We start from the raw sequence: 25432 nt of genomic DNA on the forward strand, positions 1-25432 counted from the left end.
CTCCCACAGGATGGCGCTCGGCTTTAGAAGGGCGATTGGGGGAGCTGGCTTGCCGGTGAAGTGGCCTTGAAGACTCACATCGGCGCCGCTTGCTCCGCTGGCTTGTCCTTGTTCACCGCCGGCACATGCAGGTTGCCCTCGGCCACCTGGCCTTCGAGCTGCGGCTGCGTGACCCAGGTGAGGATGTCGTAGTAACGACGGATGTTGGCGACGAAATGCACCGGCTCGCCGCCCCGGGCATAACCGTACTTGGTCTTGCTGTACCACTGCTTCTGCGACAGGCGCGGCAGCATCTTCTTCACGTCCAGCCACTTGTTCGGGTTCAGGCCTTCGCGCCTGGCCAGGGTGCGGGCGTCTTCGAGGTGGCCGCTGCCAACGTTGTAGGCCGCCAGGGCGAACCAGGTGCGGTCCGGCTCCTTGATGCTGTCGTCGAGCTGGTCCTTGACCAGCATGAAGTACTTGGCGCCGCCCTGGATGCTCTGCCGGGGGTCCAGGCGGTTGGACACGCCCATGGCCTGGGCGGTGCGCTGGGTCAGCATCATCAGGCCGCGCACACCGGTCTTGGAGGTGACTTCCGGCTGCCACATCGATTCCTGGTAGCCGATCGCGGCCAGCAGCCGCCAGTCCACCTGTTCGACCTTGGAGCTGGTCTTGAAGTGTTTCTCGTACTTGGGCAGGCGTTGCTGCAGGTGCTGGGCGAAGGTGTAGGCACCGACGTAGCCCAGCACATCGACATGGCCGTAGTAACGGTCCTTCAGGCGTTGAAGCGTGCCGTTCTTCTGCGACTTGTCGAGAAACTCGTTGATCTCGTTGAGCAGGCTGTTGTCTTCGCCGGCGGCCACCGCCCAGCGCTGGTCACGGGTGTCGCCCAGGTCGAAGGCCACGCGCACGTTGGGGAAGTAGACCTGGTTCATGGCCAGTTCGTTGGAGTCGACCAGGGTCAGGTCGATCTGGCCTTCGTCGACCATGCGCAGCAGGTCGACCACTTCGACGGCGTCGGATTCTTCGTATTCCAGCCCCGGATTCTGCTTTTTCAGCTCGGCCAGCTGGTCGGCGTGGCTGCTGCCCTTGAGCACCATGATCTTTTTGCCCACCAGGCCCTTGGCATTGGTGGGGCGCGAGCGGCCGTTGCGGTAGATGACCTGCGGGGTCACCTCGAGATACGGGTGGGAGAACTTCGCCTGGCTGGCGCGGCGCTCGCTGCTGACCAGGCCGGCGGCGGCCAGTACCGGGCCGGAGGGCTTGCCCAACTGGTCGAACAATTGGTCGAGGTTGTCGGCGGTCTCGATCTCGAGCTTCACCCCCAGGTCATCGGCGAAGCGCTTGACCAGTTCGTACTCGAAACCGGTTTCGCCGTTGCGGTCCTGGAAGTAGGTCGCCGGGCTGTTGCGGGTAATCACGCGCAATACGCCATCCTCCTTGACGCGCTCGAGGGTGCTGGGTTTTTCAACGCAGGCACCGAGCATCAGGAAGAGTCCGGTTGCGAAGAGCCATTTGGCGCAACGCTGGCGCAAAGCAGTGTGGGCGAACATAGGGTGCAGTATACGCAAAGGACTGCCGGCGCCATATCTCGACAATGGTTGGCAGGTCTGCTAGCACGTCACTGTGCCTGCGACAGGGCGGAGCAGGTCGTGGGAGCGGGCTTGCCCCGCGATTCGCCCGCTCAGGCAGTCTCTTTGCCGGTAGGTGTCATCGCGGGGCAAGCCCGCTCCCACGATGAAATACCCGCGATTTTTTTGACCCGCAAGTCCGGTTCCACCGCCCGGCAGCATTGGCTTAGAGCGGGTGCCGAAAGCCTGCGAATTAGGCTAGAATGCACGGCCTCTAAGCACACCCCTTCCTGAGGCTGTCCCGACGATGTTGATCCTGCGCGGCGCTCCTGCCCTTTCTGCCTTTCGCCACGGTAAATTACTCGAGCAACTGAGCCAGAAAGTCCCCGCTGTTACTGGTTTGTATGCCGAATTCGCCCACTTCGCCGACGTCGACGGCGAGCTGGCCGCCGACCAGCAGCAGGTGCTGGGCCTTCTGCTCAAGTACGGCCCGAGCGTGCCGGTACAGGAGCCGAGCGGCCGCCTGTTCCTGGTCGTGCCGCGCCTGGGCACCATCTCGCCCTGGGCATCCAAGGCCAGCGACATCGCCCACAACTGCGGCCTGCAGTCGATCCAGCGCCTGGAGCGCGGCATCGCCTACTACGTCGCCGGCAACATCAATGACGCCGACGCCCAGGCCATCGCCGCCGAGCTGCACGACCGCATGACCCAGCGCGTGCTGGGCAAGCTGGAAGACGCCGCCGACCTGTTCAGCCACGCCCAGCCCAAGCCGATGACCTCGGTCGACATCCTGGCCGGTGGCCGCGCCGCCCTGGCCCAGGCCAACATCGACCTGGGCCTGGCCCTGGCCGAAGACGAGATCGACTACCTGGTCGCCGCCTTCCAGGGCCTTGCGCGCAACCCGAACGACATCGAACTGATGATGTTCGCCCAGGCCAACTCCGAGCACTGCCGCCACAAGATCTTCAACGCCAGCTGGGACATCGACGGCCAGGCGCAAGAGAAGAGCCTGTTCGGCATGATCAAGAACACCTACCAGATGCACAACGAAGGCGTGCTGTCGGCCTACAAGGACAACGCCTCGGTGATCGTCGGTTCGGTGGCCGGGCGCTTCTTCCCGAACCCTGAGACCCGCCAGTACGGCGCGGTGCAGGAGCCGGTGCACATCCTGATGAAGGTCGAGACGCACAACCACCCGACCGCCATCGCCCCGTTCTCCGGCGCCTCCACCGGCTCCGGCGGCGAAATCCGCGACGAAGGCGCCACCGGCCGTGGTGCCAAGCCCAAGGCCGGCCTGACCGGTTTCACCGTCTCCAACCTGCGCATCCCCGGTTTCGAGCAGCCTTGGGAAAAGCCGTACGGCAAGCCCGAGCGCATCGTCGACGCCCTCGACATCATGATCGAAGGCCCGCTGGGCGGCGCCGCGTTCAACAACGAATTCGGTCGCCCGGCCCTGACCGGCTACTTCCGTACCTTCGAGCAGGGCATCAACACCCCGCACGGCGAGGAAGTCCGTGGCTACCACAAGCCGATCATGCTGGCCGGCGGCATGGGCAACATCCGTGAAGACCACGTGCAGAAGGGAGAGATCACCGTCGGCGCCAAGCTGATCGTGCTTGGCGGCCCGGCCATGCTGATCGGCCTGGGTGGCGGCGCCGCTTCGTCGGTTGCCACCGGCGCCAGCTCCGCCGACCTGGACTTCGCCTCGGTGCAGCGCGAGAACCCGGAAATGGAGCGTCGTTGCCAGGAGGTCATCGACCGCTGCTGGCAGCTGGGTGACAAGAACCCCATCGCCTTTATCCACGACGTCGGCGCTGGTGGCATTTCCAACGCCTTCCCCGAGCTGGTCAACGACGGTGGCCGTGGTGGTCGCTTCGAGCTGCGCAACGTGCCCAACGACGAGCCGGGCATGGCCCCGCACGAAATCTGGTCCAACGAATCGCAGGAGCGCTACGTGCTGGCGGTCAGCGCCGAGGACTTCGAGCGCTTCCAGGCCATCTGCGAGCGCGAGCGTTGCCCGTTCGCAGTGGTCGGCGAGGCCACCGAAGAGCAACACCTGACCGTTACCGACAGCCACTTCGACAACACCCCGGTGGACATGCCGCTGGACGTGCTGCTGGGCAAGCCGCCGCGCATGCACCGTTCGGTCACTCGCGAAGCGGAGCTGGGCGATGAGTTCGACCCGAGCACGCTGGACCTGACCGACTCGGTCGAGCGCGTGCTGCGTCACCCGGCCGTGGCCAGCAAGAGCTTCCTGATCACCATCGGCGACCGCACCATCACCGGCCTCGTGGCCCGCGACCAGATGGTCGGCCCGTGGCAGGTACCGGTGGCCGACTGCGCCGTCACCGCCACCAGCTTCGACGTCTACACCGGCGAAGCCATGGCCATGGGCGAGCGTACCCCGCTGGCCCTGCTCGATGCCCCGGCGTCCGGGCGCATGGCAATTGGCGAAACCCTGACCAACCTGGCTGCCTCGCGCATCGAGAAGCTGTCCGACATCAAACTGTCGGCCAACTGGATGTCCGCCGCCGGCCACCCGGGCGAAGACGCCCGCCTGTACGACACCGTCAAGGCCGTCGGCATGGAGCTGTGCCCGGAACTGGGCATCACCATCCCGGTCGGTAAAGACTCGATGTCGATGAAGACCCAGTGGAGCGAAGCGGGCGAGCAGAAGAGCGTTACCTCGCCGATGTCGCTGATCATCACCGGCTTCGCCCCGGTCACCGACATCCGCAAGACCCTGACCCCGCAGCTGCGCATGGACAAGGGCGAGACCGACCTGATCCTGATCGACCTGGGCCGCGGCAAGAACCGCATGGGCGCCTCGATCCTGGCGCAGACCCACGGCAAGCTGGCCGCCCAGGCGCCGGATGTCGACGACGCCGAGGACCTCAAGGCGTTCTTCGCGGTGATCCAGGGCCTCAACGAAGACGGCCACCTGCTGGCCTACCACGACCGTTCCGACGGCGGCCTGCTGACCACCGTGCTGGAGATGGCCTTCGCCGGCCACTGCGGCCTGGATGTGGAGCTGGGCACCCTGACCAGCAAGCGCGAGAAAGTTGCGGCCATCCTCTTCAACGAAGAGCTGGGCGCGGTGATCCAGGTCCGTCAGGACGCCACGCCGGATGTGCTGGCGCAGTTCAGCGCCGCAGGCCTGGGCGAGGATTGCGTCGCGGTGATCGGCCAGCCGATCAACAACGGTGAAGTGCTGATCAAGTTCGAAGGCGAAGAGCTGTTCAAGGGCGACCGTCGCCTGCTGCAGCGCCAGTGGGCCGAGACCAGCTACCAGGTCCAGCGCCTGCGCGACAACGCCGACTGCGCCGACCAGGAGTTCGACGCGCTGCTCGAGGAAGACAACCCAGGCCTGTCGGTCAAGCTCGGCTACGACGTCAACGAAGACATCGCCGCGCCGTACATCAAGAAAGGCGTGCGCCCGCAAGTGGCGATCCTGCGCGAGCAGGGCGTCAATGGCCAGGTCGAGATGGCCGCGGCCTTCGACCGCGCCGGCTTCGCCGCCGTCGACGTGCACATGAGCGACATCCTGTCTGGTCGTGTCGATTTCGAAGCGTTCAAGGGCTTGGTGGCCTGCGGCGGCTTCTCCTACGGCGACGTGCTCGGTGCCGGTGAGGGCTGGGCCAAGTCTGCACTGTTCAACGCCCGTGCCCGCGATGCCTTCCAGGCCTTCTTCGAGCGTACCGACAGCTTCGCCCTGGGCGTGTGCAACGGTTGCCAGATGATGTCCAACCTGCACGAGCTGATCCCGGGCACCGAGTACTGGCCGCACTTCGTGCGCAACCGCTCGGAGCAGTTCGAAGCCCGTGTGGCCATGGTCGAGGTGCAGAAGTCCAACTCGATCTTCCTGCAGGGCATGGCTGGTTCGCGCATGCCGATCGCCATCGCCCACGGTGAAGGCCATGCCGAGTTCGCCAGCGAAGAGGCACTGCTGGAAGCCGACCTGTCCGGTTGCGTGGCCCTGCGCTACGTCGACAACCACGGCAAGGTCACCGAAGCCTACCCGGCCAACCCGAACGGCTCGCCGCGCGGGATCACCGGCCTGACCAGCCGCGACGGCCGCGTGACCATCATGATGCCGCACCCGGAGCGTATGTTCCGTGCCGTGCAGAACTCCTGGCGCCCGGATGAGTGGCAGGAAGACGCGGCCCTGATGCGCATGTTCCGCAACGCGCGGGTGTGGGTGAACTAAGGCGTGTACAAGCTCGCCTTCTTCGTCCCCGACAGCCATGTCGAAGTGGTCAAGGCCGCCGTGTTCGCCGCTGGAGGCGGGCGCATTGGCGACTATGACCACTGCGCCTGGCAGACCCTCGGCCAGGGCCAGTTCCGCCCGTTGCACGGCAGCCAGCCGTACCTCGGGCAGACCGGTCAGGTCGAGGTGGTCGAGGAATGGAAGGTGGAGCTGGTGGTGGCTGATGCGCTGATCGCCCAGGTGGTCGCTGCGCTCAAGCAGAGCCACCCGTATGAAACACCTGCCTATGAGGTCTGGCCGCTGGCCGATTTCTAGGGCAGCGTCGAATCACATCGCGGGGCAAGTCGCATCGGCGCACCGCCGCTCTCACGAAGCAAATTCGTGGGAGCGGCGGTGCGCCGATGCGACTTGCCCCGCGATGCTTTTCAGCCTTGCAAGGCGGCGCCCAGCGCAGGCGCCTTGCCACCTACCAGCAGATGCCACACGCCGCCTGCCTGCGGACTCACTCCCAGGCATCCCAAGGCGGCCAGGTGATCCTGTTCCACCTTGCTCTCATCCCTGACTTGCACCCGCACCCGGCTCGAGGCCACGCACTGCGCTTCCAGCAGATTGTCGCGCCCGCCCAGGGCCTGCAGCCATTCATCCACGACGACCGCCTCGGTGACCACGGCGGTCTTCTCGGCCACCGGTGCCGTCACCCGCGCATGGGGTAGCTCACCACGGATCTCATCGGCCAGCGCATCAGCCATCGGCCCCACCACCACTTGGAGGCTGCCGCCGCTGCCAGGCCGTACCACCGCCATGGCGCCGAGGGCTTTCAAGGCCTGGTCCTGGGCCAGGCCGCGATCGGCCAGTACCAGACGCAGGCGCGTGGTGCAGGCATCAACGCCTTGCAGGTTGGCGGCGCCGCCCAGTGCGTCGATAAAGCGCCGCGCCCTGGGCGCATCCGCGCCGGCCGCCGCTTCGTTGCCGGGTTGCTCCTCGCGCCCTGGTGTCTTGAGGTCGAAGCGGCGGATACAGAAGTCGAACACGAAGTAGTAGACCACCGCATACAGCAGGCCTACAGGGAACACCAGCCAACCGTTGCTGGAGCGCCCCCAGCCCAGGGCCATGTCGATGGCGCCGCCGGAGAAGGTGAAGCCCAGGCGGATGCCCAGCAGGTCGCAGACCGCCATGGACACTCCGGTGAGCAGCGCGTGGATCAGGTACAGCAGCGGCGCGAGGAACATGAAGGCGAACTCGATCGGCTCGGTCACCCCGGTCAGCGCCGAGGTCAGTGCCATCGACAACAGCACGCCACCGATCAGCTTGCGCCGGGCCGGCAGGGTGTGGCGGTACATGGCCAGGCACGCGGCGGGCAGGCCGAAGATCATCACCGGGAACATGCCGGCCATGAACTGCCCGGCGTTCGGGTCACCGGCGAAGAAGCGCGCCAGGTCGCCGGTCACCACCTGGCCGCTGGCCGCCTGGAAGCTGCCGAAGACGAACCACACCAGGTTGTTGAGGATGTGGTGCAGGCCGGTGATGATCAGCAGGCGGTTGAGCACACCGAAGAAGAACGCGCCGATGCTGCCGCTCTCCAGCATCAGTTGGCCAAGGTCGTTGATGCCATGCTGGATCGGTGGCCAGATAAGTCCGAACAGCAGTCCGAGGAACACCGCCGACACCCCGGTGGCAATCGGCACGAAGCGCCGGCCGCCGAAGAACGCCAGGTAGTCCGGCAGCTGGATGTCCTTGAAGCGGTTGTACAGGCCACCGCCGAGCAGACCGCAGATGATCCCGGCGAGCATGCCCATGTCGATCTTCGCATCGATCACCTTCAGTGTCGCCACCAGCACCAGGTAGCCGATGGCCCCGGCCAGGCCGGCGGTGCCGTTGTTGTCGCGGGCGAAGCCCACGGCGATGCCGACGGCGAAGATCAGCGCCAGGTTGGCGAAGATCGCTTGCCCTGCGTCGTGCACCAGGGCGATGTCGAGCAGGTCGGTGTCGCCCAGGCGCAGCAGCAGGCCGGCGATGGGCAGGATGGCGATGGGCAGCATCAAGGCGCGGCCGAGCCGTTGCAGGCCCTGGATGAAGTGCTGGTACATGGTGCGCTCCGATTATTGTTGTAGGGCCGCGGCGGCGGCCGGTTGGGCGTGGGACTGGGCGGTGAAGTCGCGGCAGGCCTGGCGCACCGCGGCGGCGCTGGACAAGCCCAGCAGGCCTTGGCTGAAGCGGCGGCAGGCGGTGGCATCGAGCTGGCGCACCTGCGCCTTGATCTCGCCGATCTGCGGCGCGCTGACCGACAGCTCGGCCACCCCAAGCCCGACCAGCACCGGCGTGGCCAGCGGGTCGGAGGCCAGCGCGCCGCACACGCCGACCCAGCGCCCGTGCTTCGCCGCGCCCTGGCAGGTCAGCTCGATCAGGCGCAGCAGGGCGGGGTGCAAGGCATCCACCCGCGCAGCCAGGCCGGCGTGGTCGCGGTCCATGGCCAAGGTGTACTGGGACAGATCGTTGGTGCCGATGGAGAAGAAGTCCGCGTGTTCGGCGAGGCGCTCGGCGAGCAGCGCCGCGGCGGGGACTTCGATCATCACCCCCAGCTCGGCGCGTTGCGCGATGCCCAGCTCGCCGGCCAGCCGGTCCAGGCGCTGGCGGATGGCGATCAGCTCGTCGACTTCGGTCACCATCGGCAGCATGATCCGGCAACGCTGTTGCGGGCTGACTTGCAGCAGCGCGCGCAACTGCTGGTCAAGCAACTCCGGGCGCACCTGGCCCAGGCGGATGCCGCGCAGGCCCAGCACCGGGTTGGCCTCGGCCGGCAGGGGCAGGTAGTCGAGCTGCTTGTCGCCGCCTACATCAATGGTACGGATGATCACCGGACGCTCGCCCATGGCATCAAGCACGGCCTGGTAGGCGCTGCGCTGCTCCGTCTCGTCCGGCGCGGTGGGGCGGTCGATGAACAGGAACTCGCTGCGCAGCAGGCCGATGCCGTCGGCACCTTGGGCCAGGGCCTCGGCGGCTTCCTCGGCACTGGCGACATTGGCAGCGACCTCGATCAGTTGGCCATCACGGGTGCGGGCGCTTTGCTGGGCGGCGGCCTGCTGGCGCTGGCGGGTTTCGCTGCGCTGCTGCACATGTTGCCGCACCTCGGCCAGGCGCTGTGCATCAGCCTCGGTTTCCAGGCGGCCCAAGTCGGCGTCCAGCACCAGCGGCGTGCCGGTGGGCAGTTCCAGCAGCGCTTCGCCTACGGCCACCAGGCACGGCAGGCCGCGGGCGCGGGCAAGGATGGCGACGTGCGAGGTGGCGCCGCCGGCGGCCATGCACAGCCCGGCGACCTCATGGCGGGCCAGTAGCAGCAGGTCGGAGGGCGTCAGTTCATGGGCGACGACAATGGCCGAGGGCGGCAGGCGCAGTTGCCGGGTTTCACCAAGCAAGGCCCGCAGAACACGCTGCTGCAGGTCGTACAGGTCGTTGGCGCGCTCGGCCAGCAACGGGTTGCCCAGGCTACGCAGGATCTGGCATTGGGCATCGATGGCACGGCTCCAGGCATGGCTGGCGGCGACGCCGTCGGCGATATGCTGGCGGGCGTCGCCGAGCAGGGCCGGATCGTCGAGCAAGGCCAGGTGGGCCTCGAGGATCGCCGCCGCGTCCTCCTGGCCGCGCGGCAGGTGGCGCCAGTCGCGGTCGATGGCGTGGCGCACTTCGGCCAAGGCCGTGTTCAACGCCTGGTGCTGTGCGGCGGGGTCGTTGTCGCCGTTGTCGGGCGGCAGGCTGACCCCGTCCAGCCGGGCCAGTGGCCCTTGGGCCAGGCCGGGGGCGGCGCAGACACCGGTAAGCATGCCGGGCCCGGCAGCGGGCTTGGCCATGGTGGTGCTGGTTGGCGCATGCGCGGCATGGCGCTCACCGACCGAGGCCGTCTGCACGGCGGCGATCAACGCCTGCAGCGCGGCCTGGCTGTCCGGCCCGGTGCAGATCAGTTCGACTTCGGCACCTTCGCCAACACCCAGGCCCATGACCGCCACCAGGCTGTCGAGGTCGGCCTCGCGCTCGGCGAAGCGCAGCATGGCTCGGCTCTGGAAACCTTGCGCAGTCTGGCGCAGCAAGGCGGCGGGGCGGGCGTGCAGGCCACCGTGATGAGCGATCCGGGCATGACCGCGCGCGCTTTCATGGCTGACCGGCCGGGCATTCGCTTCACGACCCGTGGCGTCGACCTCCAGCAGCGCCGCGCCAAGTTGCGCATTGCCTGCCTCCAGTCGCTTCAGGCCAAAGCCTGGGCCATTGCTGATCAGCATCACCGTAACCAGGCTGACACAGTGCTGCGCCACTTGGTCCATGTCGAAGCGCACCAGCGGCTGGCCTTGGCTGACCTGGTCGCCCAGCGCCACCAACGGCGAGAAACCACAGCCCTGCAGTTGCACGGTGTCGACACCGATATGCAGGAGGATTTCCGCGCCGTTGGTTGCGCGCAGGGTCAGCGCGTGGCCGGTGCGGGCCAGTTGCACCACCTCGCCGGCACACGGGGCGTGCAGCACGTTGTTGAGTGGGTCAATGGCGACGCCGTCACCGAGGGTGGCGCTGCTGAACACCGGGTCCGGCACTTGCTCCAGCGGCACCAGCGGTCCGGCGAGTGGGGCATGGAGGATGATCTTGTTATTGTCGGGCATGCGTTGTTCCTCGCGGCTTCACTGCGTGCAGGTCACTTTGCTCAGGTGGCGCGGCTGGTCGGGGTCGAGGCCACGGGCCTCGGCCAGGGCCGCGGCCATGACGTAGAAGCTCTGGATCGCCAGCAGCGGGTCCAGGGCCGGGTGTTCGGCGCAGCTCAGGGTGAGGTCGCGCCCGGCGATATCGGCCGGCGCCGCCAGCAGCACATGAGCGCCGCGCTGGCGCATGTCGGCGGCCAGTTGCAGCAGGCCGGCCTGCTCGACGCCGCGCGGGGCGAACACCAGCAGCGGGTATTGGGCGTCGATCAGCGCCATGGGGCCGTGACGCACCTCGGCGCTGCTGAAGGCCTCGGCCTGGATCACCGAGGTTTCCTTGAGCTTGAGCGCCGCTTCCTGGGCGATGGCAAAGCCGGCGCCACGGCCGATCACCATCAGCCGTTCGGCATCGCGCAAGGTGGCGAGGGCCGGGCTCCAGTCCTGGGCGGCGGCTTCACGCAATTGCGCGGGCAGGGCAAGGCCGGCTGCCAGCAGGACGCGGTCCTGGCCCCAATGGGCGACCAGGCGGGCGCTGGCGCTCAGGGTGGCGACGAAGCTCTTGGTCGCCGCCACCGACAGCTCGGGGCCGGCGCCCAGCGGCAGGTGGTGCTGGCAGGCCTGCTCCAGCGGCGAGCCCTCGGCATTGACCAGCGACACGGTGGTCGCGCCGCACTGGTTCAGGCGACGCAGGCTGTCGACCAGGTCCGGGCTCTGCCCCGACTGCGAGAAGCCCAGCGCCACCTGGCCGCGCACCCGCAGCGGCGCCTGCTGCAAGGTCACCACCGACATCGGCAGCGAGGCCACTGGCAGGCCGAGTTGCTGCATGGCGACATAGGCGAAGTAACTGGCGGCGTGATCCGAACTGCCGCGGGCCACGGTCAGCGCCACCTGCGGGTCGAGCCGGCGCAGCTGTTCGCTCAGGGTTTCCAGGCGCGGGTCCAGCGCCTGGTTCTGTCGTTCGACGACATCGGCGCAGCTGCGGGCTTCTTCGAGCATCCTTGAGCTCATGCGGTTTCTCCTTCGACCATCACGGCGGTCAGGTTCAGTTGGCGATCGAGCAGCACCGCGTCGGCCCAGGCGCCCGGTTGCAGGCGGCCACGGTCGGCGATACCGAGGTAATCGGCGGGGTAGCGGGACAGGCGCGCGGAGGCCTCGGCCAGGGGCAGGCCGATCTTCACCAGGTTGCGCAGGGCCTGGTCCATGGTCAGGGTGCTGCCGGCCAGGGTGCCGTCGGGCAGGCGCACGCCGCCCAGGCACTTGGTCACGGTGTGGCTGCCCAGGCGGTATTCGCCGTCGGGCATGCCGGCGGCGGCAGTGGAGTCGGTGACGCAGTACAGGCACGGGATCGCGCGCAGGGCCACCTTGATCGCCCCGGGGTGCACGTGCAGCAGGTCGGGGATCAGCTCGGCGTAGCGGGCGTGGGCCAGGGCCGCGCCGACGATGCCCGGCTCGCGGTGGTGCAGCGGGCTCATGGCGTTGTACAGGTGGGTGAAGCTGCTGGCGCCGGCTTCCAGCGCCGCCACGCCTTCCTCGTAGCTGCCCAGGGTGTGGCCGATCTGCAGTCGGATGCCGCGCTGGCTCAAGGCCTGGATCAGCGGCAGGTGCCCGGCGATTTCCGGGGCGATGGTGATGACCTTGATCGGTGCCAGGGCCAGGTATTCCTCGACCTCGTCGAGTAGCGCCTGGTGGGCGAAGTTCGGCTGTGCGCCGAGCTTGCCGGGATTGATGTACGGGCCTTCCAGATGCACGCCGAGAATGCGCGCGCCCTGGCGCGGTTGCTTGAGGTGCGCGCCCAGTTCGCCCAGCACGCGGGCCAGTTCCTCGCGTGGTGCGGTCATGGTAGTGGCCAGCAGCGAGGTGGTGCCGAAGCGCCGATGGGTGCGGGCGATGGTGGCGAAGGCCTCACCGCCTTGCATGATGTCGCTGCCACCGCCGCCGTGCACATGCAGGTCGATGAAACCGGGCAACAGGTAGGGCAGGTTGTTGGTCAGCGGGTCGCACGGCGTGCCCTCGATGGCCTGTATGCGGCCGTTTTCGAGGTGCAGTTGTCCGCGCACCCAGCCGTCGGGGGTGAGGATGTTGGCGATGTCCATGGGGGCTCCGGTCAGCGTCGCAGTTCGGCGACGAAGTCGTAGTAGTCGTTGCGGCAGTAGGTGTCGGTCAGCTCGATGGCGGTGTTGTCGTCGAGGTAGCCGATGCGGGTCATCAGCAGCATGGCGGTGCCGGGGGCGATGCCCACCTGGGCGGCCAGTTCGTCGCTGGCGTTGATCGCGCGGATATGTTGCAGGGCGCGGACCACCGGGCGGCCGAGTTGGTCGAGGTGCTGGTACAGCGAATCGCCGATGGCCTGCGGGTCGCCGAGCAGGCGGGCGGGCAGGGTGCTGACCTCCACCGCCATGACGATGTCGTCGGCCTTGCGCAGGCGCTTGAGGTGGGCCACCTGGTCGGTGGGCGACAGGCCGAGGCGGATCAGTTCGTCGCTGCTCGGCGTGCCGATGCTGCGCTCCAGCCACTGCGAGCTGGGCACGAAGCCTTTCATGCGCAGCATTTCGCTGAAGCTCGACAGGCGTGACAGGGGTTGTTCGAGGCGTGGCGTGATGAAGGTACCGGAGCCCTGGATGCGCTGGATCAGGCCTTGTTCGAGCAGGACTTCCAGGGCCTTGCGCGCGGTGACCCGGGAGATGTCCAGGGTTTCGCTGAGGGTGCGCTCCGAGGGCAGGGCCTGGTCGGCGGTCCACTGGCCGGCGTGGATGGCCTGCTCCAGGTTGCGTGCCAGCTGCAGGTAGAGCGGGGTGGCGCTGGTGTCGTCGGGGCGCAGGGCGGTTAGAGGACGCATGGGCGGTGTCCGATATTGTTGTGGGATGAAAATTAATACCACTTTAATACCAGGTCAATACCACTGGTCTGGATTGGTGTGTCGATAGGGATGTATGTCGATAGATATTTGGCGCCTATGAGATCGAGCGCCGCCCGCGCGGCGCATCGCGGATGAATCCGCTCCTACATTTGTTGCAACGTGCCGAACCTGTCAGGCCATGGTTGCCAGCCTTGGCGCAAGGCTTGAGACAGGTGGGGCGGCAGCAATGCCCGCCGAAACATCGCGTCCAGCGCACAAGGCTTACAACCATGGCCTATCAGGCGTGGCCACGTTGCAACAAATGTAGGAGCGGATTCATCCGCGATGCGCCGCGCGGGCGGCGCTCGGTCTCACAGGCGTAGCCCTCCTATCGATGAACGCCCCGTCCCCCCAATCTCCTGTCGGACATTTCCGAACTTGAAACCAAATGCTTCAGCCAGAAATGCTTGGGAACTATCCTACGTGCTTGCCGGAAGCTGCTGCGTTGTCGGGGAAAGACCCCAGGGATAACTTCACCTGGTCGCCAGATATGGTGACCAGGATGTGAGAATCCTGGAGTACAGGTTTTTCGGCAGTCCCTTCATGGCAGCCGTGCACGGGCAGACTTCGGTCTGACCGGGTTTCTTGTGCCCCGGATTCTCACCCCGTTCATGGCTGCCACCTTAATCGGGCGTGAGAGTCCGTATAACGAAGATCGCTGCTCTGCCATGGCAGCCGTAGGCGGGCAGGCCTTGCCTGATCGGTTTTCTTCGTGACCGGTTCTCACTCCGTGTACGGCTGCCACCCGACCAAGTAATGGCTCCTGCCTTTTACTCCGCCCGGCGCACCAACCCACACGCCAGCAACCCCACCTCGAACAGCACCCACATCGGCACCGCCAGCATGGTCTGGGAAAACACATCCGGCGGCGTCAGGATCATCCCCACCACGAAGCAGCCGACGATCACATAAGGCCGGCTGCGCCGCAGCGTGGCCACGTCGGTCAGCCCCGCCCAGACCACGATGAAGGTCGCCACCGGGATCTCGAAGGCCAGGCCGAACGCCAAAAACAGCGCCAGGATGAAGTCCAGGTACAGGCCGATGTCGGTCATCATCGCCACCCCGTCCGGGGTCACGCTGGCGAAGAAACCGAACATCATCGGGAACACCAGGAAGAACGCGAACGCCATGCCGCCGTAGAACAGCACGATGCTCGACACCAGCAGGGGCAGGGCGATGCGCCGTTCGCGGCGGTACAGCCCCGGGGCGATGAAGCCCCAGGCCTGGTGCAGCAGCAGCGGCATGGCGACGAACAGCGCGCACATCGCCGTCAGCTTGAACGGCGCAAGAAACGGCGAGGTGACGCTGGTGGCGATCATGCTGGCGCCTTCGGGGAGGTAACGGCGCAGCGGTTCGGAAATGTGCGTGTACAGCGTCTGGGCAAAGGGGAACAGCCCGCAGAACACCAGCGCGATCACCAGCAGGCAGCGCACCAGGCGCTTGCGCAGGTCGCGCAGGTGATCGGTCAGTGGCATGCGCGTCGCCTGGTCGAGAGCGAGGGACATCAAGCGCTCTCCTTGGCATGGGCGACTGGTGTCGGGTCATTGGCCGGCGTCGCGTCGAGCTGGATGCCCTGGCGCAGCTCCTGCTCCAGGCGCTGCAACGGCGCGGCATCCAGGGCGGGCATGTCGATCTCCCGTTCCACCTGCGCCTTCAACGCATTCAGTGCCCGACGGGCCTGGCCCAGCCCACGGCCCAGGGTCCGCGCCGCCACCGGCAGGCGCTCGGGGCCGAGCACCAGCAGCGCGACGATGCCCACCAACAGCAGTTCGGTGAAGCCGATCTCGAACATCAGGCCTGACGATCCGTTTGCGTCTGCTGCAACGGCTGATTGTTCAGCACCTGCGGCTGTTGCTCGACAGTGTTGTCGGCAGTGCCGCCCATGGACTTGCGAAAGCCCTGGATCGCCTCGCCGACATCACCGCCCAGCCCCTTGAGACGCTTGGTGCCGAACAGCAGGAAGACGATCAACAGCACGATCACCAATTGCCAGATTCCAATGCCACCCATGTAAGACCACTCCTGTCAGGTCAAAGAAAAAGAAAGGCCAATCCTGCCCTGTGCAGATGACGGGCACATGACTGCCATCTGCCTGCAACAACTGGCGTGTTGACTGGCGCTTTTCAGCGGCCACGGGAAGACAGGGATGGGGCGCAGGCGACAACAGGGCGCGGCACTGCTGATGGTGCTGGTGGTACTGGCGATGCTCGCAGCGGGGCTGGCCTGGCTGGTGGAGGATGGCCGGCGCCAGGTGGACGCGGTGCGGCTGCTGCACCAGCGGGTGCAGGTGCGGGCCATGGAGCAGGCGGGGCTGGCCTACGCCTCCCAGGCCCTGCGTGATCCGGCCTGGCGCGCCAGCCCGCTGTTCTGGCAGGCCCTGCGTGGGCAGCCGCTGGCCTATGATTTTGGTGCCGGCAAGGCACAGTTGCGGGTGATCGACCAGCACAGCTGCTTCAACGTCAACGCCCTGCTGGGGGAGGATGGCCCACGGGCCGAGCGCCAGTTGCGCCAGCTGTTGGGCGATGACATGGCTGCAGAACGGCTGGTCGATGCCCTGGCCGACTGGCTGGATGCCGACAGCGATGCCCGCCTGCAGGGCGCCGAGAGCGCCCAGTACCTGCGCCAGCAACCACCGCGACTGGCGGCCAACCAGCCGATGCTCGACACCAGTGAGCTCAACCTGCTGCTGGAGCCGGACAGTGGTCGGCAAGGCCGCTATCGAATGCTCTGCGCGCTGCCGTCGACCAGCGGCTGGCGGCTCAATGCCAATGCCCTGGGGTTGGAGCATCTGCCGTTGCTGGAGGCGATGTACGAAGGACGGTTTTCCCGTTCGATGCTCAGCCGTGTGATCAGTGGCCGCCCGGCGGCCGGGTATGTCGATGCCGCGGCCTTGCGCCAGGCGCTGGGGGCGGTGGATGACGAGACCTTCGCCCGGCTAAGCGAAGGGTTGCTGCTCAACAGCGGCCATTTCGTCCTGCAGCTGTCGTTCGAGGAAGAGGGGCGCACGCTGCGCAGCCAGTTCCAGATCGAGGCGCTGGGCGTGGTGCAATGGCATGCGCGGGTGCCGGCGCAGCAGGTGCGGGTCAGGGGCAGGGAGGCGGTGGCCTGGTAGAAAAAATCGCGGGACAAGTCGCATCGGCGTACCGATGCGACTTGTCCCGCGATTGAGGTGAAAGCTGATCGATCAGACGGTGCCGATCTCCCCGCCATCATTACGCTGGATCACCACCGTCGAAGCCCGTGGCCGCACCGAGGTGCCGGCCGGCGTGACGTCGGTGGCCTTGTCGGTGCTTGGCCAGTTGTCCGGGTGCTGGATGTTGACGAACATGGTCTTGTTGTCCGGGGTGAAGGCAATCCCCGTCACCTCGCAGCCATTCGGCCCGACGAAGAAGCGGCGCAGGTCCACCTGGTTGGTGGCGTTGACCGGGACCTGCTTGCCGTTGGCGTCCACCAGGTCGGTGGGGATCACTGCCAGCACCTGGTCGTTGGTGTAGCTGGTCAGGGTGGCTTCGCCGTTGTCGGTCTCGAACCACAGTACGCCGCGGCTATCGAAGCTCATGCCGTCGGGGCTGGCGAACTGGTTCAGTTCGGTCAGGCCCGAGCGGTTGATGTCTGGCGCACCGGCGGCGTTGGCGCCGAACACGAAGATGTCCCAGGTGAAGGTCTTGTGGTCGTCGCTGTCGTGCCAGCGGATGATGTGGCCGTGGCGGTTCGGCCCGCGCGGGTTGGCCGCGTCGACCTTGGCCGCGGTGCGCGCGCTGTTGTTGGTCAGGGTCAGGTAGACATCGCCGTTGAGCGGGTTGACGGCGGTCCACTCGGGGCGGTCCATGGGCGTGGCGCCCACGGCGTCGGCAGCGCCACGGGTGTTGAGGATGATGCCCGGCAGGTCGCCGAACTGCGCGCCCAGGGTACTGCCGGCGGTGGTCGGGGTGGCCACGTCGAGCAGCAGCCAGGCGCCGGTGCCGTTGGCATCGAAGCGGGCGACATACAGCTTGCCCTTGTCCATGTACTTGGCGCCGGTGGCCAGGCGGTCGGCCGGGTTGGCGTCGGCCGGGTCCCACAGCGCGTCGGAGACGAACTTGTACAGGTACTCGTTGTTGGAGTCGTCGCCGGTGTACCAGACCAGCGGCTTGCCGGCCACCGGCAGGCCCGGGCAGCAGCCTTCGTGGCGGAAGCGACCCAGGGCGGTGCGCTTCACCGCCAGGGTGTTGTTGCTGTACGGGTCGATCTCGACGATGTAGCCATAGGTGCTGGCTTCGTTGCGGAAGTCGTCGGTGGCGCTGGCGCCGCTGGGGGTGATGTCGAAGCGGGCGAATTCGCCGGCCACTTCGCTGGCATCACCCGCCGCGGTTTCCCACTTGTACTGGCCGCTGCTCGAAGAGACGCCGATGCGCACCTGGTCGGCCGGGCGCACACCCTTGTTGACGAAGATGCCGGGCCAGTTCTCCTCGCAGGTCAGGTAGGTGCCCCACGGGGTGTAGCCGTTGCCGCAGTTGTTGTTGGTGCCGCGGCACTGGGTGCCGGTGGGCGAGAACTTGGTCTTGACGTGGTCGGTGCCGCGCATCGGGCCTGCGATATCCATCAGCGAGACGGTGGTGAAGCGGCGGTTGAGTGGGTCGTTGTCGACCACCTGCCAGCGCCCGGCGACCTTGCTGATGCGCACCACGCCGGCGCCGTGGGCGTTGATCTCCTTGCGCACCTCTTCGACCGGGCGCTTGCCGGCGACGGTGGTGGGGCCGGCCGGGTGCAGGGCGGCGGTGTCGATGTATTCGAAGTTGATCGCCAGCAGGCCATCGCTGGAGCTGCCGTTGATGGGGAAGAAGTGCATGCCGTCGTGGTGCATGCCCATGGCGTTGGCCTGGTCGGTGGAGGTGTTGCTGCCGTCGGCCTTCCATGGGTTGGCGGTGGCGTTCAGCGGCGTGCCCCAAGGGGCCAGCACGTAGGCGCTGTAGCCGGCGGCGACCACGCAGGCGTCGGTGCGCGAGCCGGCGATGGAGTTGAAGCCCAGCTTGAGTTTGGGTTTCTCCGGCTGCGGCGCTGGATCGTCGTGATCCGAGCCGCCGCCGCTGTCGAAGCAACCGGTCAGGCCGGCACCGGCGATCATGGCGATGGCCGCGCCGAGGCTGCCGCGCACCACGGAGCGACGGCTCAGGTAAGTGTCCATGACACTGGCCATCGGCAGGTTGCCGCTCTGGTTGCGGTCCAGGTTATCGCCGGTATCTCGACTCATCAGGGTGTCCTTTTTTGGCTGAGTTGAAGGAAACCGCGACTGTAGAGGGCAAGTATGATGATTGATTGTCAGATTTGTTAAAGAGCCTTTAAAACTCACCGCTATTACTAAAGCGTTAACCTGCGCTGTTTTGGAATTAACGTCGGTTTTCTGCCATCAAACTGTCACGCAAGCGCCGCAATATCCGGAGCCCTACGTGAACAGGGATGGCGGAGTCGATGGCGAGCAGGCGCGAAGTGATCAGCTGGATGGGTGTCGGTGCATTGGCACCGTTGCTCGGCGCCTGCTCGGCCTTTCCCCTTCCACGTGGCGGGGGCGACCGCGCGCTGGACCTGCTGTATGTCGCCGATACCCTGGACGCTCGCCAGCCGGGCCAGGCCGTGGTACCGGCCACGCGCCTCGGCCCGGTCAGCCACCTGGGGCGAGCCCCATGGATGAGCGGGCCGAATGCGAGTGCCGGGCAGCTTGAGCTAGCGCCGTTGCTCGATGCCGGCCGGGCCGGCCAGGCCCAGACTGGAGGCTATGCAGTATTGGCCGCGCTGCTCGAACAACTGCGGCGCGAGGCCGGCAGCGAACAATGCCTGACCCTGGAGAACGGCCAATGCTGGAACGGCAGCGGCCTGGCCTACCTCACCCAGGGCGAAAGTGGTGTGCAGGGCAGCCAACTGCTGGGCAGCGAGGTGCGGGTCAGCAGCGATGAGCGTGTGCTGTGGCCGCAGCGCAGTGCCGGGCTCTATCGCCAGTCATCTTCTATTACCCTTGGTGCCGGTCTGGCCGATGCCCAGGCCAAGGCGCTGGGCGTCAAGGGGCTGCAGGTGTTCCAGCGTGGTGGTGTGCGCATCGCCGTGGTCGGGGTCACCGACCCTTATGCACAGGATCAGAAAGCCTCCCTTAAACAGTGGTACCAATCCTTGCAACCGAGCTTCCAGCAAGCCCGGCGCGAGGCCGACCTGGTGGTGGCGCTGGCGGATGTCGGCACCGGCCCGGGCTTGTGGTTGGCCGAGCGCATACCCGAGGTGGATGTGCTGCTGTGTGCCCGTGGCCAGGACCTGTGGCCGGCGCCGGTGCTGGCCACCCAAGCCAGCGGCCGCCGGGTACCGGTGCTGTTCGCCGGTTGCCGGGCCAGTGGCGCGTTTCGCCTGCGCTGCCGCCAGGCAGGTGGCCAATGGCAGTTCGAGGCGCGGTTCTTCCCGGCCTTCGAGCACAGCCTCGCACCGCAGGCCCTGGCCCGTGCCAGCCAATTGCGCAGCGAACTGCAACGCCAGCGCAGCGGTCATGCCGCCTGGCTTGACCAGCCGCTGGCGCGTGCCCCTGAAGCATTGTGGCGCCGCGATACCCGTGGCGGCAGCTGGGACCGCCTGTTGCACCATGCCCTGGCCGATGATTCGAGCATGCCGGTGCTGCTGCCCGGCCTGCGCTACGACTACCCGCTGACAGCGGGCGAGTCGATCACCCGTGAGCACCTCATAAGCCTGACCGGTGGTTACGCCGCACCGGTGGTCGAGGCCCCGGCGCGCCAGGTCGAGCAGGTGCTGGAGAACGCCGCCGAGCAGCTGTTCGGCGACCCGTTGCTGCTGGACAACAGCCAGGACCTGCCGCGCTGGCAGAGCCAGGACTGGCAGGTCAGCTACAGCCCTAACGGCAAGCGCATCATCGGCCTGCAACCCGTCGAGGGCCTGTGCCGCACCTTTGGCCTGCACTTCGATGCCCAGGCCGGCGCGCCCTTGTGGCAGACCCTCGAAGCCTGGCTGACCCGCCAGGCGCCGGGCTGGGCCCTGGCTCCCTTGCAACTGCCGGCCGTGCGCTACGTGCAGGGCCACCCTGGCTGGCACCCGCACCAGGTGGCCGCGTGATCTCGCGTCTTTTCAGCTTCGCGTTGCTGACCCTCACCGGCTGGCTGGCGGCGCAGTGCGTGCTGCTGCTCAGCCGCCAGCCGCAACCGGCCAATGCGCCGGTGCCGGCGCCGGCACCGTTGCCAGGCTTGTTGGCCGAGCACTGGCAGACGCCTGTCGATGACGGGCGCATCCCGCTCACCCGCCTGCCCCTGGCCTACCTGGGCGGGCTCAAGGCCCAGCCGCTGTCGGCCAGCGTGGTGGTACTGCGCCATGGCCAACAAGTGCGCACCCTCGGCCGTGGCCAGCGCCTGGCGCCGGGCATCGTGCTGCAGGACATCGACGCCGATGGCCTGATCTTCGACAACAACGGGCGGCGCGAGCGCCTGCCCTGGCCACCACGCCCCGCCGTGACCGGCTTCAAGCGCCAAGGATGAATGATGATCGCAAGGTACTGTCTGGCCGGGCTGCTGATGCTCGGCATGTCCCTGGCCCGGGCCGAAGAGGCGGAAGTCTTCGCCGACGACGGCACGCCGCTGTACGAGGTGAACTTCGTCGATACCGAGCTCGGTGAGTTCATCGACAGCGTGTCGCGCATCACCGGCACCACCTTCATCGTCGACCCCCGGGTGCAGGGCAAGGTCACCGTGCGCACGGTCGATCGCCACGACGCCGACGCCATCTACGACATCTTCCTTGCCCAGCTGCGCGCCCAGGGCTTCGCGGCCGTGGACCTGCCCAACGGCAGCGTGAAGATCGTGCCCGACCAGGCCGCGCGCCTGGAGCCGGTGCCGGTGGAAACCTCGGGCAAGAAGGCCGAAGGCAGCGACGGCGTGGCCACCCGCGTGTTCAATGTGCGCAACGCCGCCAGTGAGCAGATGCTCGGCATTCTCAAGCCGCTGATCGACCCACGGGTCGGGGTGATCACCCCGTATCCGGCGGCCAACCTGCTGGTGGTCACCGACTGGCGCAGTAACCTGGAGCGCATCGACAGCCTGCTGCGCCAGCTCGACCAGGTCAGCGACGAGCCGTTGCAGGTGATGCCGCTCAAGCATGCCAGCGCTGCCGACACCGCTGGCCTGGTGACCCGCCTGCTGGCCCGCGAGCAGGGCGCCGACAGCGCCCAGGTGGTTGCCGACCCGCGCAGCAATGCGCTGCTGGTGCGTGGCAGCGCCGACAGCCGGGAGCGGGTGCGGGCGCTGCTGGTGCAGCTCGACCGGCCCAGCGACAGTCTGCGCAGCAGCAACACCCAGGTCATCTATCTGCGCCACGCCAATGCCGCCGAAGTGGTCAAGGTGCTGCGCGGCCTGAGCCAGGCTGGCACGGTGCCGGCGGCGGAAGGCGAGGGCAAGGATGCGCCGGTGCCGGCGGCCAGCGACTCGGGCATTCGCCTGGAGTACGAGGAGGGCACCAACGCCGTGGTGATGGTCGGCCCGGACAGCGAACTGGCCGCCTACCGCAGTATCGTCGAGAAGTTGGACATTCGCCGGGCGCAGGTGGTGGTCGAGGCGATCATCGCCGAGGTCTCCGACAGCAGCGCCCAGGAACTGGGCGTGCAGTGGCTGTTCGCCGACGAGAAGTTCGGCGCCGGCATCGTCAATTTCGGCGGCAACGGGGTGAACATCGCCAGCATCGCCGGGGCCGCCAGCAGCGGCGACAACGAGAAACTCGGCAAGCTGCTTTCGGCCACCACCGGCGCCACCGCCGGCATCGGCCATATCGGTGGTGGCTTCAACTTCGCCATGCTGGTCAACGCACTCAAGGGCAAGAGCGGTTTCAACCTGCTGTCCACGCCGACCCTGCTGACCCTGGACAATGCCGAGGCGTCGATCCTGGTGGGCCAGGAGGTGCCGTTCGTCACCGGCTCCGTCACCCAGAACAACGCCAACCCCTACCAGACCATCGAGCGCAAGGAAGTCGGGGTGAAGCTGCGCATCAAGCCGCAGATCAGCATCGACGACAGCGTGCGCCTGGACATCGTCCAGGAGGTGTCGTCGATCGCCGACTCCAGCGCCGCCAGTGACGTGATCACCAACAAGCGCGAGATCAAGACCAAGGTCATGGTCGAGGACAACGGCCTGGTGATCCTCGGCGGGCTGATCAGCGACGAAATGGCCACCAGCAATCAGCGCGTGCCGCTGCTCGGCGATATTCCCTACCTGGGCCGGTTGTTCCGTTCCGACGCCAGCAAGAACACCAAGCAGAACCTGATGGTGTTCATCCGCCCGCGCATCCTGCGTGACGGCGAGAGCCTGGCCGGACTGAGCCAGCAGAAGTACCAGAGCCTTCAGCAAAACACTCCGCTCAAGCTGCCGGCGCTGGCCGAGGGCCTGCCGTTGCTGCAAGTGTTCCCCGCCAGCCGGGCACGTCTGGAAGGCGGTGACTGGTGATGCTGCCCTATCGCCTGGCACGGCAGAGCGGGGTGGCAATGGCACCGGCTGAAAACGGCTGGCAGTTGTGGTTGCGCGGCGACGCCGACAGTGACCAATTGCAGGAACTGCTGCGCGTGCATGGCCAGCCGGTGGGCGTCGAGCAGCTCGACAGTGCGAGCTTCGACGAGCGCCTCGGCCAGCTTTACCAGGCTGGCGAGGCGGCGAACCAGGCCTTGATCGAAGGCATCGGCGAGCAAGTCGACCTGGACAGCCTGATGAGCGAGATGCCGCGCATCGAGGACCTGCTGGAAAGCGATGACGAAGCACCGGTGATCCGCCTGATCAACGGCCTGTTCGGCCAGGCCCTGCGTCTGCGCGCCTCTGACATCCATATCGAGACCTTCGAGCAGAGCCTGGTGGTGCGTCTGCGCATCGACGGCCACCTGCGCGAGGTGCTGCGCCCGCCACGGGCGTTGTCGGCGATGCTGGTGTCGCGGATCAAGGTCATGGCGCGGCTCGATATCGCCGAGAAGCGCCAGCCCCAGGATGGCCGCATCACCCTGCGCGCCGCCGGGCGCGAGGTGGATGTGCGGGTCTCGACCTTGCCCGGTATCCATGGTGAGCGGGTGGTGATGCGCGTGCTCGACAAGCAGGCCAGCCTGCTGGCGCTGGACAACCTGGGCATGCCTGCCGCCGTGCTGCGCGGCTTGCGTGGTTGCCTGGCACGGCCCAATGGCATTGTGCTGTCCACCGGCCCCACCGGCTCGGGCAAGACCACCACGCTGTACGCCAGCCTCAACAGCCTGAATGACGGCAGCCGCAATATCCTCACCGTCGAGGACCCGGTGGAATACGCCATCGCCGGCATCGGCCAGACCGCCATCAACCCGCGTGCCGGGCTGACCTTCGCCAGTGGCTTGCGCGCCATCCTGCGCCAGGACCCGGACGTGATCATGCTGGGCGAGATCCGCGACCAGGAGACTGCGCAGATCGCCGTGCAGGCCAGCCTCACCGGGCATCTGGTACTGTCGACCCTGCACACCAACAGTGCCGTCGGTGCGGTGACCCGCCTGCGCGACATGGGCATCGAGCCGTTCCTGATTGCCTCGTGCCTGCGTGGCGTGCTGGCCCAGCGCCTGGTGCGGCGCCTGTGCACCTGCGCGGTGGCGCAGCCGCTGCAAAGCGCCGAGCGTGAACTGTGGCCGGAGCTGGGCAGCCTGCGCGAAAGCTATCACCCGGTCGGCTGCGAGCACTGCCAGGGCAGCGGCTATGTCGGCCGGCAGGGGCTGTACGAGTTCATCGAGTTGGACGCCGGGCTGGTTGCCTTGCTCTACGACGGCGAGAGCGAACTGGCCATGCAGGCCTACCTGGATGGACGCCGGCAAAGCCTGGTGGCTGAGGCCCGCGATTGCCTGGCCCGGGGCGAGACCAGCCTGGCCGAAGTGCTGCGCGTGGTGCAGGGTTAGCCATGCCGACCTATCGCTACCAGGCCGTGGATCTTGCCGGCAAGGCGCACAAGGCCAGCGTGCAGGCCGACAGCGAGCGCCATGCGCGGCAATTGCTGCGCGAGCAGGGCCTGTTCGCCCGGCACTTGCAACGCCACGATAGCGCACAGCCCGGTCGTCAGCGCCTGACCCGTGGCCAACTGTGCGAGCTGACCCGCCAACTGGCGACCTTGGTTGGCGCTGGCATCCCCCTGGTCGATGCCCTTGCCACACTGGAGCGGCAGCTACGCCAGCCGGCCTTGCACGCGGTGCTGGTGGCCTTGCGCGGCTCCCTCGCCGAGGGCCTGGGGCTGGCGCGTAGCCTGGCGCGACAGGGCGCGCCGTTCACCGGTTTGTATTGCGCGCTGGTCGAGGCCGGCGAGCGCTCCGGACGCCTTGGCCAGGTGCTGAGCCGTCTGGCCGACCACCTCGAACAGGTCCAGCGCCAGCGCCACAAGGCGCGCACCGCGCTGATCTACCCGGCGGTGCTGATGGGCGTGTCGCTGGCCGTGGTGGTCGGCCTGATGACCTTCGTGGTGCCCAAGCTCACCGAGCAGTTCGCCCACTCCGGGCAGAGCCTGCCGTTCATCACGTCGCTACTGATCGGCTTGAGCCAGGGGCTGGTGCAGGCCGGCCCCTATCTGCTGGCACTGGCGATCCTGGCCGCGCTGTTGGGCGGCTGGCTGCTGCGCAAGCCGCACTGGTGCCTGCGCCGCGACGACCTGCTGCTGCGCCTGCCGCGTATCGGTGTGCTGCTGCAAGTGCTGGAGAGCGCGCGCCTGGCACGCAGCCTGGCGATCCTCTGCGGCAGCGGCGTGGCCCTGCTCGAAGCCCTGCAGGTGGCCACCGAGACAGTCGGCAACCGGCGAATCCGCGCAGCCATGGAGCAGGTACGCCAGCAGGTACAGGGCGGCACCAGCCTGCACCGGGCGCTGGACAACGCCGGGGAGTTTCCGCCGCTGCTGGTAAACATGGTCGGCAGCGGCGAGGCCAGCGGCACCCTGGCCGACATGCTCGAGCGGGTGGCCGACGACCAGGAGCGCGGCTTCGCCCGCCAGGTGGACACCGCCATGGCGCTGTTCGAACCGCTGATGATCCTGGTAATGGGCGCCGTGGTGCTGTTCATCGTGCTGGCGGTGCTGCTGCCGATCATGCAGCTCAACCAGGGATTGCAACTGTGACAAG

The 25432-nt window shown here is 67.2% G+C and carries 18 protein-coding genes; 8 read left to right on the top strand and 10 right to left on the bottom strand.

What is annotated here, in order from left to right; translation table 11 throughout:
- Positions 1–74: 74 nt before the first annotated feature.
- Positions 75–1532 carry a membrane-bound lytic murein transglycosylase MltF gene (gene mltF, locus LOY42_RS05290; protein ID WP_110699821.1) on the bottom strand — a complete coding sequence of 486 codons (1458 nt, stop codon included), beginning with the start codon at positions 1530–1532 and terminating at the stop codon, positions 75–77.
- A 325-nt stretch (positions 1533–1857) separates the two neighbouring features.
- Here mltF and purL point away from each other — a divergent pair, with 325 nt between their 5' ends.
- Together purL and LOY42_RS05300 are read left to right on the top strand one after the other, a co-directional pair.
- Complete coding sequence (gene purL, locus LOY42_RS05295) at positions 1858–5757, top strand: phosphoribosylformylglycinamidine synthase (protein WP_258599963.1); 3900 nt, start codon at positions 1858–1860, stop codon at positions 5755–5757.
- Between the two features lie 3 nt (positions 5758–5760).
- The gene (locus LOY42_RS05300; RefSeq protein ID WP_023632229.1) at positions 5761–6072 is read left to right on the top strand and encodes an NIF3 1; all 312 of its coding nucleotides are present in this window, start codon (positions 5761–5763) and stop codon (positions 6070–6072) included.
- Between the two features lie 110 nt (positions 6073–6182).
- On the opposite strand, the gene nagE is transcribed toward LOY42_RS05300, so the two are convergent.
- From nagE to tatA, 8 genes are all read right to left on the bottom strand, one after another.
- Positions 6183–7844, bottom strand: coding sequence for an N-acetylglucosamine-specific PTS transporter subunit IIBC (gene nagE, locus LOY42_RS05305; RefSeq protein WP_258599965.1), 1662 nt, complete (start codon positions 7842–7844; stop codon positions 6183–6185).
- A gap of 12 nt (positions 7845–7856) precedes the next feature.
- The gene (gene ptsP / locus LOY42_RS05310; protein ID WP_258599967.1) at positions 7857–10400 is read right to left on the bottom strand and encodes a phosphoenolpyruvate--protein phosphotransferase; all 2544 of its coding nucleotides are present in this window, start codon (positions 10398–10400) and stop codon (positions 7857–7859) included.
- Positions 10401–10418: 18 nt separating this feature from the next.
- Positions 10419–11441 carry an SIS domain-containing protein gene (locus LOY42_RS05315; RefSeq protein ID WP_139669109.1) on the bottom strand — a complete coding sequence of 341 codons (1023 nt, stop codon included), beginning with the start codon at positions 11439–11441 and terminating at the stop codon, positions 10419–10421.
- Positions 11438–12526 carry an N-acetylglucosamine-6-phosphate deacetylase gene (nagA, locus tag LOY42_RS05320; protein ID WP_258599969.1) on the bottom strand — a complete coding sequence of 363 codons (1089 nt, stop codon included), beginning with the start codon at positions 12524–12526 and terminating at the stop codon, positions 11438–11440. Before nagA ends, LOY42_RS05315 begins: the two co-directional genes overlap by 4 nt.
- Before the next feature lie 11 nt (positions 12527–12537).
- Positions 12538–13269 carry a GntR family transcriptional regulator gene (locus LOY42_RS05325; protein ID WP_038706720.1) on the bottom strand — a complete coding sequence of 244 codons (732 nt, stop codon included), beginning with the start codon at positions 13267–13269 and terminating at the stop codon, positions 12538–12540.
- 830 nt (positions 13270–14099) lie between these two features.
- Positions 14100–14834 (bottom strand): twin-arginine translocase subunit TatC, encoded by a 735-nt coding sequence (tatC, locus tag LOY42_RS05330; RefSeq protein ID WP_110699809.1) that lies wholly within the window; start codon positions 14832–14834, stop codon positions 14100–14102.
- A complete protein-coding gene (gene tatB / locus LOY42_RS05335; RefSeq protein WP_046854344.1) occupies positions 14834–15121 on the bottom strand; it encodes a Sec-independent protein translocase protein TatB in 288 nt (95 codons plus the stop codon). Before tatB ends, tatC begins: the two co-directional genes overlap by 1 nt.
- A complete protein-coding gene (gene tatA / locus LOY42_RS05340) occupies positions 15121–15339 on the bottom strand; it encodes a twin-arginine translocase TatA/TatE family subunit (protein WP_139669115.1) in 219 nt (72 codons plus the stop codon). The genes tatB and tatA overlap by 1 nt, the downstream gene beginning before the upstream one ends.
- A gap of 136 nt (positions 15340–15475) precedes the next feature.
- On the opposite strand from tatA, the gene gspK reads away from it, so the two are divergent.
- On the top strand, positions 15476–16441 hold the full coding sequence (gene gspK / locus LOY42_RS05345; protein ID WP_110699807.1) for a type II secretion system minor pseudopilin GspK: 966 nt from the start codon (positions 15476–15478) through the stop codon (positions 16439–16441).
- Positions 16442–16513: 72 nt separating this feature from the next.
- Here the strand turns inward: gspK and LOY42_RS05350 are convergent, their stop codons facing one another.
- Entirely contained in the window at positions 16514–18559 is a 2046-nt protein-coding gene (locus tag LOY42_RS05350; protein WP_139669119.1) for a PhoX family phosphatase, read from the bottom strand.
- 206 nt (positions 18560–18765) lie between these two features.
- Here LOY42_RS05350 and LOY42_RS05355 point away from each other — a divergent pair, with 206 nt between their 5' ends.
- Genes LOY42_RS05355 through gspF form a run of 5 tightly spaced genes read left to right on the top strand, consistent with a single transcriptional unit; the run spans position 18766 to position 25428 of the window.
- Positions 18766–20412 (top strand): lipoprotein UxpA, encoded by a 1647-nt coding sequence (locus LOY42_RS05355; protein ID WP_139669121.1) that lies wholly within the window; start codon positions 18766–18768, stop codon positions 20410–20412.
- A complete protein-coding gene (locus tag LOY42_RS05360; protein ID WP_139669123.1) occupies positions 20409–20828 on the top strand; it encodes a pilus assembly protein PilZ in 420 nt (139 codons plus the stop codon). The genes LOY42_RS05355 and LOY42_RS05360 overlap by 4 nt, the downstream gene beginning before the upstream one ends.
- 3 nt (positions 20829–20831) lie before the next feature.
- On the top strand, positions 20832–22781 hold the full coding sequence (gspD, locus tag LOY42_RS05365; RefSeq protein WP_139669125.1) for a type II secretion system secretin GspD: 1950 nt from the start codon (positions 20832–20834) through the stop codon (positions 22779–22781).
- Positions 22781–24229 carry a GspE/PulE family protein gene (locus LOY42_RS05370; RefSeq protein ID WP_258601117.1) on the top strand — a complete coding sequence of 483 codons (1449 nt, stop codon included), beginning with the start codon at positions 22781–22783 and terminating at the stop codon, positions 24227–24229. The genes gspD and LOY42_RS05370 overlap by 1 nt, the downstream gene beginning before the upstream one ends.
- A 2-nt stretch (positions 24230–24231) precedes the next feature.
- Entirely contained in the window at positions 24232–25428 is a 1197-nt protein-coding gene (gene gspF / locus LOY42_RS05375) for a type II secretion system inner membrane protein GspF (protein WP_139669127.1), read from the top strand.
- Positions 25429–25432 lie beyond the last annotated feature (4 nt).

The organism is Pseudomonas sp. B21-023 (genome assembly GCF_024749165.1).
Taxonomy (GTDB): Bacteria; Pseudomonadota; Gammaproteobacteria; order Pseudomonadales; family Pseudomonadaceae; genus Aquipseudomonas.

What these genes read in the sequence shown, in the direction of transcription:
- LOY42_RS05355 (WP_139669121.1), top strand. Translation starts at nt 18,766, where the DNA reads ATGGCGGAGTCGATGGCGAGCAGGCGCGAAGTGATCAGCTGGATGGGT.
- ptsP (WP_258599967.1), bottom strand. Translation starts at nt 10,400, where the DNA reads ATGCCCGACAATAACAAGATCATCCTCCATGCCCCACTCGCCGGACCG.
- nagA (WP_258599969.1), bottom strand. Translation starts at nt 12,526, where the DNA reads ATGGACATCGCCAACATCCTCACCCCCGACGGCTGGGTGCGCGGACAA.
- LOY42_RS05350 (WP_139669119.1), bottom strand. Translation starts at nt 18,559, where the DNA reads ATGAGTCGAGATACCGGCGATAACCTGGACCGCAACCAGAGCGGCAAC.
- mltF (WP_110699821.1), bottom strand. Translation starts at nt 1,532, where the DNA reads ATGTTCGCCCACACTGCTTTGCGCCAGCGTTGCGCCAAATGGCTCTTC.
- gspF (WP_139669127.1), top strand. Translation starts at nt 24,232, where the DNA reads ATGCCGACCTATCGCTACCAGGCCGTGGATCTTGCCGGCAAGGCGCAC.
- purL (WP_258599963.1), top strand. Translation starts at nt 1,858, where the DNA reads ATGTTGATCCTGCGCGGCGCTCCTGCCCTTTCTGCCTTTCGCCACGGT.
- tatB (WP_046854344.1), bottom strand. Translation starts at nt 15,121, where the DNA reads ATGTTCGAGATCGGCTTCACCGAACTGCTGTTGGTGGGCATCGTCGCG.
- LOY42_RS05370 (WP_258601117.1), top strand. Translation starts at nt 22,781, where the DNA reads ATGCTGCCCTATCGCCTGGCACGGCAGAGCGGGGTGGCAATGGCACCG.
- gspK (WP_110699807.1), top strand. Translation starts at nt 15,476, where the DNA reads ATGGGGCGCAGGCGACAACAGGGCGCGGCACTGCTGATGGTGCTGGTG.
- LOY42_RS05315 (WP_139669109.1), bottom strand. Translation starts at nt 11,441, where the DNA reads ATGAGCTCAAGGATGCTCGAAGAAGCCCGCAGCTGCGCCGATGTCGTC.
- tatC (WP_110699809.1), bottom strand. Translation starts at nt 14,834, where the DNA reads ATGTCCCTCGCTCTCGACCAGGCGACGCGCATGCCACTGACCGATCAC.
- LOY42_RS05325 (WP_038706720.1), bottom strand. Translation starts at nt 13,269, where the DNA reads ATGCGTCCTCTAACCGCCCTGCGCCCCGACGACACCAGCGCCACCCCG.
- nagE (WP_258599965.1), bottom strand. Translation starts at nt 7,844, where the DNA reads ATGTACCAGCACTTCATCCAGGGCCTGCAACGGCTCGGCCGCGCCTTG.
- tatA (WP_139669115.1), bottom strand. Translation starts at nt 15,339, where the DNA reads ATGGGTGGCATTGGAATCTGGCAATTGGTGATCGTGCTGTTGATCGTC.
- gspD (WP_139669125.1), top strand. Translation starts at nt 20,832, where the DNA reads ATGATCGCAAGGTACTGTCTGGCCGGGCTGCTGATGCTCGGCATGTCC.